Raw genomic sequence first — 12,824 nt, forward strand, 5'->3', positions numbered from 1 at the left:
GCGCGGTGTGTTCAAGGCTGGGCTCCTGCGAAGGCTGTCAATCGACGGACGATGCACGACCTGCAGTTTAATACGCGCAGGCAGGACGACCAGCCGGCTACTAGCGTGCGCGCTTCATCGTCAGCCGTGCTTCGAGCCCGCCTTCGGGACGGTTCTGCAACGTGAGCGTCGCATCCAGCGCAAGAGCGAGCTGCCGGGCGATCGCAAGCCCAAGTCCGGTCCCACCGGTGTGACGGTTGCGCGATGTCTCGACACGATAGAACGGCTCGAACACCGATTCGAGCGATTCGGGCGGAATACCCGGGCCGTTATCGAGTACCGCGATCGTCACCGCCCCTTCCTGCTGCGTCGTAACGCGAAGCGCGGCTGACCCGCCGAACTTCAGCGCGTTGTCGACGAGGTTGCCGACAATACGTCGCAACGCCTGTGGCCGCGTAACCAGCGCCGCGTCGATGCGCCCTTCCAGCGACACATCCTTGCCCGCGTCGACGTAGTCGAACACCATGCTGTCGAGCAGCGCGTCGAGATCGGTACGGCACGGTACTTCCGCCGAACCGTGCAGCGTGCGCGCATACGTGACGCCCTCCTTCACGAGGTTTTCCATTTCCTGCAGATCCTGCCGCAGTTTTGCGTGCTGCTCGCGATCGTCCATTACGTCGATGCGCAAACGCATGCGTGTGATCGGGGTCTGTAGATCGTGCGAGATCGACGCGAGAATCTGGATGCGCTCGGTCATGTAAGTTGCAATACGGTCCTGCATGGCGTTGAACGCTCGCGCGGCGCGCGCCACTTCGGATGGTCCGTTCTCCGCGAGACGGGCCGCTTTCAGGTCGGGGCCGAGCGCGTCGGCGGCTTCCGCCAGATCGTGCAGCGGTCGCGTCGCGAGCCGCACGGCCAGCCAGCAGCAGGCCGCCAGCACGATCAGCTCAAGGATCAGCACGAGGGGCAGCCAGTGCGACAGCGGGACACCGGACATCGGATGCATGTCGATGGTAAGCGGCGTGCCGTCGCTCAAGCGCAGATGCACCTGCAAATGCTCACTGTCGCCGGGTACGGCGTTAGCACTCACCTGATAGTGCTTGCCGATGCCGTCCTCAATCGACGCCGCCACGCGGGCCGACAGACGTGCGTCCGGCGGTGCTCCGGTGGCACCGGGTTCAAGCATGAACTGGTAGCTGCGTCGCGCGAGACGCGGCAGCCATGCAGCGCGTTCGGATGGCGGCAGATGATCGAGCAGCGCCACCGAGCTCGTCACCTCGCGCTCGATGTATCCCATCATCATGTTGGTGGTCGCCTGATCGCGCTCGGTCATCGTGAGCCAGAACGACAAGGTCTGCGCCAGCGCGAGTCCGACGCAGAGAATCAGCGCCAGCCTTGCAAACAACGTACGCGGTCCACGCCAGACCGCCCGCAGCGACTGCCAGTTCATTGCGGACCTTCAGTCGTCGTCACCGCTGCGCAGAAGACGTAGCCTTCGCTGCGCAGCGTCTTGATGTAACGCGGCTCGCGCGCAACATCGCGCAGGCGCTGACGCAGCCGGCTCACCATCAGATCGATCGAACGGTCGAACGGATCGGACTGGCGGCCCTGGGTCAGATTGAGCAACTGGTCGCGCGTCAACACGCGCTGCGCATTGTCGAGAAACACGCGCAGCAGGCGGTATTCCGCACCGCTCAGTGCAACCATCGTGTCTTCTGCATCGAGCAGATGGCGGGCCGTGGTGTCGAGCCGCCACTCGCCGAAGCTCAGCATCTGCACGGTCTCGCTGACCTCCATGCCGGGCGGCAGCATGCGCGCGCGGCGCAGCACCGAGCGAATCCGCGCGAACAGCTCACGTACCGCGAATGGCTTGGCCAGGTAGTCGTCGGCGCCCATCTCGAGGCCAACGATACGATCGGTTTCTTCGCCGCGAGCCGTCAGCATCAGCACCGGCACCGAGCGAAACTTGCCTGCGCGCAGTTCCCTGCACAGCACCAGGCCGTCGTCGCCCGGCAGCATCAGGTCGAGCACGATCAGGTCGGGGGCGCCGTACTCGAGCGCGGCGCGCATTTCGCGGCCGTTTGCAGCCAGCGACACGCGCATGCCATTTTTCTCGAGGTAGCCAGCGAGTAGTTCGCGGATACCGCGATCGTCATCGACGATCAGGACGTGGTCGGTCTTTTCCATCGGTCAATCATACCCTTCGCCGTTTGACCTGCACCCGCGCAGCGTCGATCAGCGTGCAGTTGAGCGGGTACACCGCCTCGGTCGCTAAACCGCCCGCGATCAGGGCCAGCATGGCAAGCAGGCGTTTCATGCGTCCTCCACGACGGACAGGCTCGCACCGTCGGCGACAGTCGCTTCGAGCGCGTAGGGATCGACGCCTTCAAGACAACCGAGGTTGATCCGCCACTGATGTGGCGACTTGCGGGTCTGGTGGAACGGATAGATGCCGCAGTGGCGGCAGAAGTAGTGTCTCGCTACGTGTGTATTGAACTGATAGAGCGTGAGTGCTTCGCTGCCGCTCAGTACGCTCAGGTGATCCGCGTCGACGAGCGGTGACATCATGGCGCCCTTGCGGCGGCACAGGCTGCAATTGCAGCGCGTCGCTGGCGTGACGGCCGTGCGCACCTCGAATTTGACCGCGCCGCAGTGGCACGATCCCAGCAGTAGTCCAGCACTCATTTCATCCTCCGCATCGGGCAATGGCTGCTTTATAGCGCAAGCCATGCGGGGTTTTGTGTCGTAATGTATCCGGTCGTACGGGGGATACAAAACATTGCACCGGGTGCTGTTTATATCCGGTGGGCCGCCGGTTGTGGCTAGCGTTGTTCGTTCGACAGATGCCCGTTATTTGCTTCAGCGGACGACCAGTTCTGTGACTTGAAGTACTTGCCCAGTTCGTTGCCGATGTGCTCGATGCTATCGTTCGCTTCCGCGGCGAGACCTTGTCGCAGGCCTGCGGGAATACTTAGCGCAGCGCCGCCGGCGGCCACGGCGTTACTCGACGCGAGGCCAAAACCCGCGCCTGGGAGCTTGCCTGTGGTGCTCTCCGTTTCGAAGATGACCAGGGGCTGCGCGGTGACAGCCGAACCGAACAGCGTGACGCGCGTTCGCAGCGCCGCACGACCCGCGCCGTAGCCGATCAGGATGCGCAGCCACTCTGTACCGCCTCGAACCTCGAGTACGTTGCAGTGAAGCGTGAGATCGGGATGTGCGGCAGGCGAGACAATCGTCAGGTTTCGCGACTTGAGGAACGCTATCAAGCCCTCGTTCAGGCGGTTGATTACCTGGTTTGCGTCATTGAGCTGCTGCTTTTGAGCGGAGGCGTCCTGCAGCGGCGGCGCGACGTTTTCCACGATCACGGCAACGGTTCGCGGCGCGGGGATTTGCGTGGCTAGAGGCGTGGTCTGCACACTTTTTACGTGTGTACCGGCGCAACCGGCAAGGACAAAGAGCGCTGCAAGGACGAGCAGTCGCGCGGCGTGCGATTCGATCCGGTTCATGGTGACGTGATGCGGTAATGCGAGATGTCTGGCGTTGTTCAGCGCCCGATTATGCAGAACCAACATTGTCGGAACATTGCCGCCAGCAGAAAAACGCAATCGAGGTGCCGGGCGAACTCGCCCGGCACCGGCTCTCGACACCGTCACGCAAAGACTACGTCCCGCTCTTCCGCTGCTGACGGTTTGCCACCGATGCCGGACATCCGCTGCCGGCTGGCGCCGACGGTGTGCCTAGCACACCATCCAGATTCACGCCGACGACGCGATAGCACGGCGCAGCCGTTGCGCTTGTATCGACCCAGCCGCCCGTCGCATCGGTTGTGCAGTTCGTACATGGCGTGGACCAGCTGCCGTTGGGTTGCTGCATCTGGACAGAGTAGGTGGGAGAACCCGCCGCGCCCTGAAATACGACGTGCCCACCGGCGGTCGAAGTAATCACCGGTGCGCCAACGAGTTCGTGCGCAGGTGCCGCAGACAATCCATCCACGGTATAGCTGGAATTGCGCAGCATCTGGGCTCGTTGAGCCATGTCCGCGGCGGTGTTGGAAAGCGTGGTGATACCCGTGTAGTAGAGCGCCCACCAGTTGCCGTCTTCGGTCGTTTCGCAATTCGGCTGGCATCCTTCGTTCGCTGGAATCGGCAGCCATCCCTGCCCACTCGCATGACCGACGAGTGCCCAGAAATTGTTTCCCGCTATGTTTTGATCGGAGACAACGCCGCCCAGGAATGTCTGGAGCGCCGTCGTGGTTTGATAATCGGTATTGTCCCAACCGTATTCGATCAGCGCATAGACCTTGCCTGCGGCTACAACCTGTGCCGCGATGGAATGAATTTCTGGCGAATTGCCCGTAGTCTTTTCGTTGAATGCCGGCACCGAAAACCAGTGGGGATACCATTCCTGACCATACATATCGACACCAGGCACAGTGAGTATCGACGACGCCGGAAGATTGAACAGGTCCGCGCTGTTGTCGATGAACAGCTGCTTGCTATCGATCGACTTGAAATAGCCCGACACGTTGCCCAGCCATGCCGTAAATTGCTGATCGGATACCGCTGGCGTAAGTGCCAGACCGGTGCTGGACGCCGTAGCCCCACCGACATTGATCACATTGCCATCCACCCATCCGAGGAAGGTCGGGTCGTCCTTATAGGCGAGACCCGTCAGCGGATTGACGTGGTTCAGTATCGCCTGCATGTGCCGCTCGAAATCGCCGATTACGTCCGCGTTGGTAAAGAACGCGGCTGCGCAACTGGCGGCGGAGATGTTGCGCCAGGTGCACCACCAGTTATGACTCTGATTGCCCGATCCGCTTCCGTTTGCATCGCCATCGAACTCGCCAATCATCTTGATGCCGTATTTTCGCGCTTCGGCAACCACCATATCCATTTGTGCGAATGCAGCGTTGTTGAACACGCCTAGTGCCGGCTCGATGCACAGCGGACATCCAACCGTATCGCCAAGCGTCTGCGCACGGACCACAGTGGCGCCCATTTCATGGATGGTGGCGAGCGCATCGTCCACCTCGTATTGCGTCGGATAGCTATAGCTACCGACGGGTATCGACGTCGATGGTAAGGGGCCGTAGTTCTTCAATCCGAGGTACTCGATGTTTCCGCCCGAGAATCGAAAAGGATGTCCGGCGACCATCAACTGCGAGCCTTGCCGCGTGACGAAGGCGTTTGCATACTGCGCAGCACTGAGGCCGGCAACATTCGACCGTTGAGCGGCGGTACCGGCGATATCGGGCGGGGATGAATCTACGGAAGAGCCGCTACACGCAGCAAGAAAAACGAAAACCACTCCGGACATCACGTACTTGATTGCCTGCATCACACTGTTCTTCACAGAACCACGCACAATCGTTGTCATAGTGTGTCTCCGTCAGAATTTCTTTCGAATATTTGATAGATTTTCTAGAGCATTTTCTGATATCTGATTCTGCACGCAGCAGCCGGCCAGACAGATCTGGCTGCCACTCGTGGTCGGTGCTTGTCTGCTTGCCCGCAGAAGTTTTTACTAACTGGATTTGAGAATAAACGGCAATACAAGAGTGTATTAATGAAGGTGTATTTTCAATGCGTAGTTTCGCGCATTTTTTGTTTGTTTACCTAAACATACGAAACTCTGATGTCGTGTCGGTTCGACAAAAGGAAAACCTCAACCTGGCCGGCAAGACCAGGTTGAGGTTCCGAATTGTCCGCGGCGATTGACCGACGCAAAACCTAAAACTTGTAGCTCGCAATCGTCGCCAGATTCGCCGACACACGGCCCTGCACAATCGGACTATCCGCGGAATCGCCGACGAAACGCGTCAGTACGCCCGATGTCGAGACCGACCAATGTTTGTTGAACATGTGCGTCCAGGTCAGGCCGACATCGACCGCATTGAAACCGCCGCCAACGCTATATTTCCGGATGCCGGAGGCCGCGCTTTGCGACCCGGTTACGCCAAACATCGTCTGGTTGTAATCCGACGAGCCGATATGCGCGACCGCCTTCGTCGTCAGCACATCCGACGCCGTCACCATCAACGGTACCTCGACAGCGACGCGATACGAATCGCCGATGCTGCGATTGCTGAGCGGTATGTCAGCGCCAACGCTTACCGAGCCCACATTCGCGAAACGGTAACCCGCCGTCAGGGACGTAATCAGCGCATTCGGTACATCGCCCATGCCGCGCAGCGTGTCCGAACCGCTTCCGAACGACTCGTTGCTGTCCTTGCGGCCGATGGCATAGTTCAACGAAGCGTCGATATAGAAGTTGTGCGGCAGGTTCAGCGTGTACCCGACGCCGCGCGTCGTGTCGATGTAGATGCCTACCGGCGTCACCACATTGAGGTACGGGATCGGCGTGAAGTGATACTCGTTGCTGCCGAGATACCGCGGAGCGAGGTCGACGCCGGCGCCTACCGTGACGTCGTAACCGTCGGCGAAAGCAGCCGACGAAACAGCAAAACCGGCCAACGCCAGGACAAGGTAAAAAGCAGAACGTAACTTCATCAGAGGTATCCGGAGACAGTAGAACTACCCGGCACGCATGAACGCACGGGCGTGTAACGACGAGGCGCACAGCCATAACGGCCGGCGTCCGAGAGTGATGGTGCGACGACGCTGCGGATTCTACCGACCCAACATTGTGGGAACATTACCTGTCCTCGCGCCTTGCGGAAGGTGCGAATGCGCGGTTGCCAGCGGCTCGCCGACGACTCACAATGCAACCGACATTTCGCTGTAACCCACCCATCACCCATGCGTATCCTGCTCATCGAAGACGAACTCGAACTGGCCTCCGCGATCGAGAATGCGCTGGACAAGCGCAACATCGCCGTCGATTGCGTGTCGACGCTGAGCCAGGCACGCTATGCGATTCGTGAGTGTCAGTACAAGGTGGTACTCCTCGACCGGGGTCTGCCCGATGGCGATGGGCTGACCGTCATTCCCGATCTGCGCGCAGCGGTTCCGGGCATTCCAGTCATCGTTTTAACGGCGGCAAGCGAAATCACTGCACGCGTCGAAGGGCTCGATGCGGGCGCCGACGACTATCTGGCCAAACCCTTTTCGATGGACGAACTGACCGCGCGCCTGCGTGCACTTGCGCGACGTTCACCGGTCATGCAGACGCATAAGATCACCGTGGGCGAGCTTGAAATCGACCTTGTTTCACTCGTCGCTACCATTCATGGCGAGCCACTCGATCTACCGAGGCGCGAATTGCTCGCACTACAGGCACTCGTCGAAAGCGCAGGCAAAACGGTACGGCGCGATCAGCTCGTCGCACGTGTCTATGGCCTGAACGAAGACATTCATTCGAACGCGCTGGACACGCACATCTCCCGTCTGCGCAGCAAACTTGCGCAGCGCGGCGCCGGTGTCGAGATCCGGCCGGTTCGCGGCATCGGTTATCTACTGTCCACGACAGAATGAAATATCTGCGGAACCTGTCCATCACCCAGCGCATTTCGGTGACGCTGATCGGAACGTTGCTGACTGTCGCGATCGCATCGGGACTGCTGACGCTGACGAATTTTCTGCAGTGGGATCTTTCCGGCTATGTGATGGATGGGCGTATCGACAGCACCATCCTCGCGGCAGTGTCGCGCACATCCGGTGGTCGTCTCGTTCTGAAGTCCACCGCGGAGCTCGAAGCGCTCAAGCGTGAAGCGCCTGGACTGTGGTTCATCGTGCGTGACCAGAGCGGCGATCAGGTCAGCATGGGGCAGGTTTCTGCTCCATGCGCATCCATAGTCGCCACGTTGCCTCGTCTTTTCAGCGGAGACGTCACGGATATCAGCGAGCACGACAACCTCTCGTGCAAATTCAAAACGATGCGTACGCATCTTGGCGAGGCACAGATCGTCTACGGCGGCGGTCCGCTGATGCCGATCTGGAAAGGCGCCGGCATCGCCGTGCTGCAGTATCTGGAAGCGCCGTTTTTTCTGCCCCTACTGCTCGTCAATATCGTGGCCATTCCGGTTGTGGTTGCATTGGCGCTGCGCAGGCTGAAGGACGTCGTGCAACTTGCACGTTACGTCGACATCAATCGTCAGGGTCTGCGTCTACCCGAAGAGGGTCTACCGCGTGAGATTGCGCCGCTGGTGCGCGCATTCAATGCCGCGCTCGAGCGCCTCGACGCCGGACGCGCACAGCAGGATCGCTTCATTGCAAACGCCGCCCACGAATTGCGCACACCGGTCGCCATCATCCGCGCGCGTCTCGACGCACTGGAGAGCGGACCGCTGAAGGTGAAGCTCGAGCAGGATGTCGAGCGTCTCGGCGAGTTGACCGACGCGCTGCTCGATCTCCAGGCGCTCAAAAGCACCATACCGCGCATGGAACCGCTGAACCTCGTCGCGCTGGTCAGCGAAACACTGGCCGATCTCGCGCCCGTTGTCCTGGCCGCGGGTCACGACGTCGAATTTGTCTGCGACACCGAGCGACTCGATGTGTCCGGCGATGCCGCTTCGCTAAGACGGGTCATCGTCAATCTCGTGCAAAACACGATCAAACATGGCGGCGATGCGATTACGCTCACGGTGACGGTCAGGGCAGAAGCCACTCAGGTTCTGATGGAATTCGTCGACACCGGCCCAGGCATTCCGCCTGCATGGCGGGACCAGATGTTCGAGTCTTTCTCACGCTATACGCGCCATGGCTCGGGGGCCGGCCTCGGCCTCAGTATCGTGCGGGAGATCGCCGTAATGCACGGTGGCCGCGCCACTTATTTCGAACCGCCCACGCATGGCACGGGGATTCGCGTGAGTCTGCCGCGTATCGAAGCCGGCAAGGACTTCTCAATCCTGAACGTTAACGTTTGACTTATCGTTTCGTTCAAGAAGTTTGACTGTCGTAACGCCACGCACCTCACTAGTATTTCCTCAAGGATGCCGCTCGATACAGCCGCATCCGAACCGACGATTCCGCCTTCGAGATCTGGGTACCACACCCTCAGTTCCGGCCATCGTCATCCAGACACTGCCGCGCTAACAAGCTCTTGATCAGTTCAATCAGGACGATGTCGATTGCCATCGCCTGGCGACACGACTCGTGCGCAGTTTCTTTTTAAAACTTGAATCCCGAGAGGTAACAAATCATGACGGACCTGTCACGACGCAAAATACTCGTGGGCGCGGCCGCTTCCGCTGCGGCGCTCGGCGTGGCCGCTTCGGCCAAAGCTGCTTCGTTCGGCAATCCGGACCGGCCGCCCGAAGGGCAGATCAACGCAAAGAGCCCGACGAGCCTGAACGATCCTGGCCCGCAAAATCCGGCACTAGCCGGTCAGTTTCCTTCGTTTCAGAATCCGCCTGCGACGGACATCAATGGCATGCCGCTGTTCTGGGCCTCGTTCAACAATGCGCACACGCGCTTTCAGAATGGCGGCTGGGCGCGCGAAGTGACGCAAGACGACTTCGCGATTTCCGAAGACATCTCCGGCGTGAACATGCGCCTCGCCGCTAACGGCATCCGCGAGATGCACTGGCACCAGCAAGCCGAGTGGGCGATCATGCTCGACGGCAAGTGCCGCATCACGATCCTCGACGAACAAGGCCGCCCGCAGGTAGCCGACGTGAAGACCGGCGACCTGTGGTACTTCCCGCCGGGCCTGCCGCATTCGCTGCAGGGCCTGGGGCCTACAGGTGCGGAATTTCTGCTCGCGTTCGATAACGGCCACGCCTCCGAATTCAACACGCTGCTGCTGACAGACTGGATCGCGCATACGCCACCCGATGTGCTCGCCGCCAACTTCAACGTCACCGCGGACGCGTTCAAAAACATCCCCGTCGACAATCTATGGATCTTCCAGGGCGATGACCCCGGACCGTTGAATGCTGCCCAACGCGCGGTGCAGACACCGCTCGGCCAGCCGGCCCATCCGTTCATCTTCTCGCTCAGCGATCTGCCGCCGACAAAACGCACCAAAGGCGGCATGGTGCAGATCGCCGACAGCCGGAATTTCACGGCGTCCGCCAACGTCGCCGCCGCACTGGTCACGATCCACCCGGGTGGCATGCGCGAGCTGCACTGGCATCCGAACGCCGACGAATGGCAGTACTACATCAAGGGCGAAGCACGCATGACGGTGTTCGACACAGGTCCGAAAGCGGCGACCGCCGACTTCCGCGCCGGCGACATCGGCTATGTGAAGAAGAGTCTTGGTCACTACGTGCAAAACACGGGCAACACCGACCTCGTCTTCCTCGAGATATTCAAGGCCGACCACTTCGCCGAAGTGTCGTTGTCGGACTGGTTGACCCATACGCCGCCGAAGATGGTCATGGAGCACCTGAACATCACGGCCGAAACACTCGCGAAGTTCCCTGACAGTCGGCCCGACGTCCTGCCGGTTTGACGGGTTCGAGCCGCGTTTTATTGCGTCGCCGCCCGGGGCACTGCCTGCTCCGGGTTCCCTTTCGATGAGTCCAGGGTCACACGATGTTTCCACTCAAACTATTTCAAGCGAGCGCCGCGTCAATATCGGCCGCGACACAACAGACCGAACTCGCTGTGCGCGACGTGCTGACGGGACGCCGCAAAGGTCTACTCGCCTTTCTGCCGTTCGTCGGCCCTGCGGTGATTGCCTCGGTCGGTTATATGGACCCGGGCAACTTTGCGACGAACATTCAGGCGGGTTCGTCTTGCGGGTATGAACTGCTGTGGGTCGTCGTCATTGCGAACGTCGTCGCCATGCTGTTTCAGGCCATGTCCGCGAAGCTCGGCATCGTCACGGGCCGCAACCTGGCGGAGCTGTGTCGCGAGCAATTCCCGAAGCCCATCGTGCTGGCAATGTGGTGCGGCTCGGAGATCGCCGCAATGGCGACCGATATCGCGGAGTTTCTGGGCGGCGCCTTAGGCATATCGCTGCTGTTTCACGTGTCCCTGCTCTGCGGTCTGATAGTCACCGGTGTCGTAACGATGATCATCCTGCTACTCGACCGTGGGGGTTTTCGTCCGCTCGAGCTCGTCATCGCGGCGCTCGTCGCGGTGATCGGATTGAGCTACGTGTGCGAACTCTTCATTGCGCCGCCCGACTGGCACGCCACGCTGATCGGTAGCATCGTGCCGCGTTTGCACGGAAGCAATGCGATTACGCTCGCCGTCGGCATCATCGGCGCCACGATCATGCCGCACACGCTGTTCCTTCATTCGGGGCTCACGCAAAACCGTACCCCTGCGCGCAATGACGCGGAACGTACGCGGCTCCTGTGGTTTTCGAACCGCGAAGTCCTGATCGCGCTCGGCATGGCCGGCTTCGTGAATCTCGCGATGGTGATGATGTCGGCGGCTGTATTTCCACGCTCCGCGGACGGCATTTCGGATATCAGCGTGGCGTATCACTCGCTGATTCCGCTGCTTGGCGTGGGCGCCGCTACCGTTTTCCTGATCTCGCTCATGGCATCGGGCATGTCGAGCTCGGTGGTCGGCACGATGGCTGGTCAGGTCATCATGCAAGGCTTCGTCGACTTCAGGATTCCGGTCTGGGCGCGCCGCATCATGACCATGGCACCGGCTTTCGTGATCGGCCTGCATTTCAATGTGGTCAATGCGATGGTGATCAGCCAGGTCGCGCTCAGCTTCTTTCTACCGATCCCGCTGGTCGCCCTCGTCGTGCTCTCGTCACGTCGCGGTGTCATGGGCACATTCGCGGCCGGCAAAACGACGATCGTGATTGCGACGCTCGCCACGATCCTGATCGTCGCGCTGAACCTGGACCTGCTCAAGCAGGTGCTGTCCTGAGTGGAATCCCAGCCGATGGGTGACCGGCGGTACTTCATCAACTGGCATACGTCGCACCTTCTGCGAGCAAAAACGCCTTGAAGGCCTGAGCGACGGGTGCCAGTTGCTTGTCCGCCCGGTGGACGACATGCCACTTTCGCAGCACCGGAAAACCCGCGACATCGAGCACGGCAAGCACACCGGCCTGCAATTCCAGCGCGACCGTGTGTGCAGACAGGAAACTGATGCCCATTCCGGCGATCACGGCTTGCTTGATGGCCTCGGTATTGCTGATTTCGAGTGGATCATTCAATGCGAGCCGACCGTTGAAGCACTGCTGCATCGCATACCACGTGTCCGAACCTTCCTCTCGCACGATGAATCGTTCGTTCCTGAGTTCCGAGAGATCGATGTGTTGCTTGCCAACCTGCGGATGCTGCGGCGACGCAACGATAAAGAATGCATGCGGCGCGAATGGCGTGCTGATGAATTTCGATTCCGCTGGCGCGTCCACCATGATCGCGAGATCGATCCGGTTCTCTTCCAGGCGGTACAGCAGACCGTCGTGGTTTTCCACGGTCAGGTTCAGTTCGACGGCTTCGTTCCGGTTTGAAAACCCGGCCAGCAGATGCGGCAAATGGTAGCCCCCTGTGCTGATCACACCGACGCTCAGGCTACCTCCAGCGAGGCTCCTTATCTTCGCCAGAGTCTCTTCGGCTTCGCGGAAGCAGTGAATGATCGCGCGACTGTGGTGGAGCATCTCCTGCCCTGCGGGTGTGAGGTAGATTTTCTTTCCGAGCTGCTCGAAGAGCGCAACGCCGGCATGCTCTTCCAGATGCTTGATCTGCGTCGACACTGCTGGCGGCGATAGATGCAACTCGTTTGCCGCGCGGGCAAAACTCAGGCGACGTGCAACGGTTTCGAAAGTCTTGAGTTGACGCAAAGTAGCGTTCTTCACAGTGGTCTGCGCGAGGTTGGGGGCTAACCGGAGTTCCGGCCGAAGCGATTGAAACGGCCCTAGAATAAACCGCTCATGACATCGACAGGCGTGTCATGAACATTGCAAGTTTTTCATCTTCAGTGCGATGACCTGGCAATGCAATGTCGACACCGTTTCGCTAA

Annotated in this window: 12 protein-coding genes; 4 read left to right on the forward strand and 8 right to left on the reverse strand. The window is 60.2% G+C overall.

The window, feature by feature from the left end; translation table 11 throughout:
- Window positions 1-100 precede the first annotated feature (100 nt).
- The 7 genes from M0D65_RS17615 to M0D65_RS17645 all read right to left on the reverse strand — a co-directional run bounded on the left by M0D65_RS17615 (window position 101) and on the right by M0D65_RS17645 (window position 6,491).
- Complete coding sequence (locus tag M0D65_RS17615) at window positions 101-1,429, reverse strand: ATP-binding protein (RefSeq protein ID WP_266253832.1); 1,329 nt, start codon at window positions 1,427-1,429, stop codon at window positions 101-103.
- A complete protein-coding gene (locus M0D65_RS17620) occupies window positions 1,426-2,166 on the reverse strand; it encodes a response regulator (RefSeq protein WP_091012038.1) in 741 nt (246 codons plus the stop codon). The genes M0D65_RS17615 and M0D65_RS17620 overlap by 4 nt, the downstream gene beginning before the upstream one ends.
- A 7-nt stretch (window positions 2,167-2,173) precedes the next feature.
- On the reverse strand, window positions 2,174-2,296 hold the full coding sequence (locus tag M0D65_RS17625) for a hypothetical protein (protein WP_266253833.1): 123 nt from the start codon (window positions 2,294-2,296) through the stop codon (window positions 2,174-2,176).
- Complete coding sequence (locus M0D65_RS17630; RefSeq protein WP_091012036.1) at window positions 2,293-2,664, reverse strand: GFA family protein; 372 nt, start codon at window positions 2,662-2,664, stop codon at window positions 2,293-2,295. The genes M0D65_RS17625 and M0D65_RS17630 overlap by 4 nt, the downstream gene beginning before the upstream one ends.
- A gap of 137 nt (window positions 2,665-2,801) precedes the next feature.
- The gene (locus M0D65_RS17635; RefSeq protein ID WP_266253834.1) at window positions 2,802-3,485 is read right to left on the reverse strand and encodes a DUF4410 domain-containing protein; all 684 of its coding nucleotides are present in this window, start codon (window positions 3,483-3,485) and stop codon (window positions 2,802-2,804) included.
- A gap of 154 nt (window positions 3,486-3,639) precedes the next feature.
- Window positions 3,640-5,358, reverse strand: coding sequence for a hypothetical protein (locus tag M0D65_RS17640; protein ID WP_266253835.1), 1,719 nt, complete (start codon window positions 5,356-5,358; stop codon window positions 3,640-3,642).
- 353 nt (window positions 5,359-5,711) lie between these two features.
- The gene (locus M0D65_RS17645; RefSeq protein ID WP_091012029.1) at window positions 5,712-6,491 is read right to left on the reverse strand and encodes a MipA/OmpV family protein; all 780 of its coding nucleotides are present in this window, start codon (window positions 6,489-6,491) and stop codon (window positions 5,712-5,714) included.
- A 249-nt stretch (window positions 6,492-6,740) separates the two neighbouring features.
- Between M0D65_RS17645 and M0D65_RS17650 the strand changes: the two genes are divergently transcribed.
- The 4 genes from M0D65_RS17650 (at window position 6,741) to M0D65_RS17665 (ending at window position 11,723) form a co-directional block, all read left to right on the forward strand.
- Window positions 6,741-7,415, forward strand: a complete 675-nt coding sequence (locus M0D65_RS17650) for a response regulator transcription factor (protein WP_091012027.1) — start codon at window positions 6,741-6,743, stop codon at window positions 7,413-7,415.
- Window positions 7,412-8,806, forward strand: coding sequence for a sensor histidine kinase KdpD (locus M0D65_RS17655; RefSeq protein WP_266253836.1), 1,395 nt, complete (start codon window positions 7,412-7,414; stop codon window positions 8,804-8,806). The genes M0D65_RS17650 and M0D65_RS17655 overlap by 4 nt, the downstream gene beginning before the upstream one ends.
- 275 nt (window positions 8,807-9,081) lie before the next feature.
- On the forward strand, window positions 9,082-10,338 hold the full coding sequence (locus M0D65_RS17660) for an oxalate decarboxylase family bicupin (protein WP_266253837.1): 1,257 nt from the start codon (window positions 9,082-9,084) through the stop codon (window positions 10,336-10,338).
- An 83-nt stretch (window positions 10,339-10,421) separates the two neighbouring features.
- A complete protein-coding gene (locus M0D65_RS17665) occupies window positions 10,422-11,723 on the forward strand; it encodes an Nramp family divalent metal transporter (protein WP_266253838.1) in 1,302 nt (433 codons plus the stop codon).
- Between the two features lie 37 nt (window positions 11,724-11,760).
- Here M0D65_RS17665 and M0D65_RS17670 read toward each other — a convergent pair whose 3' ends face one another.
- Window positions 11,761-12,660 (reverse strand): LysR family transcriptional regulator, encoded by a 900-nt coding sequence (locus tag M0D65_RS17670; RefSeq protein WP_266253839.1) that lies wholly within the window; start codon window positions 12,658-12,660, stop codon window positions 11,761-11,763.
- Between the last annotated feature and the right edge of the window lie 164 nt (window positions 12,661-12,824).

Source organism: Paraburkholderia sp. CHISQ3, assembly GCF_030464945.1.
Lineage (GTDB): Bacteria > Pseudomonadota > Gammaproteobacteria > Burkholderiales > Burkholderiaceae > Paraburkholderia > Paraburkholderia megapolitana.

Bases quoted from the DNA above. Each gene is read 5' to 3' on its own strand.
- M0D65_RS17650 (WP_091012027.1), top strand. From the start codon at position 6,741: ATGCGTATCCTGCTCATCGAAGACGAACTCGAACTGGCCTCCGCGATC.
- M0D65_RS17645 (WP_091012029.1), bottom strand. From the start codon at position 6,491: ATGAAGTTACGTTCTGCTTTTTACCTTGTCCTGGCGTTGGCCGGTTTT.
- M0D65_RS17655 (WP_266253836.1), top strand. From the start codon at position 7,412: ATGAAATATCTGCGGAACCTGTCCATCACCCAGCGCATTTCGGTGACG.
- M0D65_RS17630 (WP_091012036.1), bottom strand. From the start codon at position 2,664: ATGAGTGCTGGACTACTGCTGGGATCGTGCCACTGCGGCGCGGTCAAA.
- M0D65_RS17615 (WP_266253832.1), bottom strand. From the start codon at position 1,429: ATGAACTGGCAGTCGCTGCGGGCGGTCTGGCGTGGACCGCGTACGTTG.
- M0D65_RS17665 (WP_266253838.1), top strand. From the start codon at position 10,422: ATGTTTCCACTCAAACTATTTCAAGCGAGCGCCGCGTCAATATCGGCC.
- M0D65_RS17635 (WP_266253834.1), bottom strand. From the start codon at position 3,485: ATGAACCGGATCGAATCGCACGCCGCGCGACTGCTCGTCCTTGCAGCG.
- M0D65_RS17625 (WP_266253833.1), bottom strand. From the start codon at position 2,296: ATGAAACGCCTGCTTGCCATGCTGGCCCTGATCGCGGGCGGTTTAGCG.
- M0D65_RS17620 (WP_091012038.1), bottom strand. From the start codon at position 2,166: ATGGAAAAGACCGACCACGTCCTGATCGTCGATGACGATCGCGGTATC.
- M0D65_RS17660 (WP_266253837.1), top strand. From the start codon at position 9,082: ATGACGGACCTGTCACGACGCAAAATACTCGTGGGCGCGGCCGCTTCC.
- M0D65_RS17640 (WP_266253835.1), bottom strand. From the start codon at position 5,358: ATGACAACGATTGTGCGTGGTTCTGTGAAGAACAGTGTGATGCAGGCA.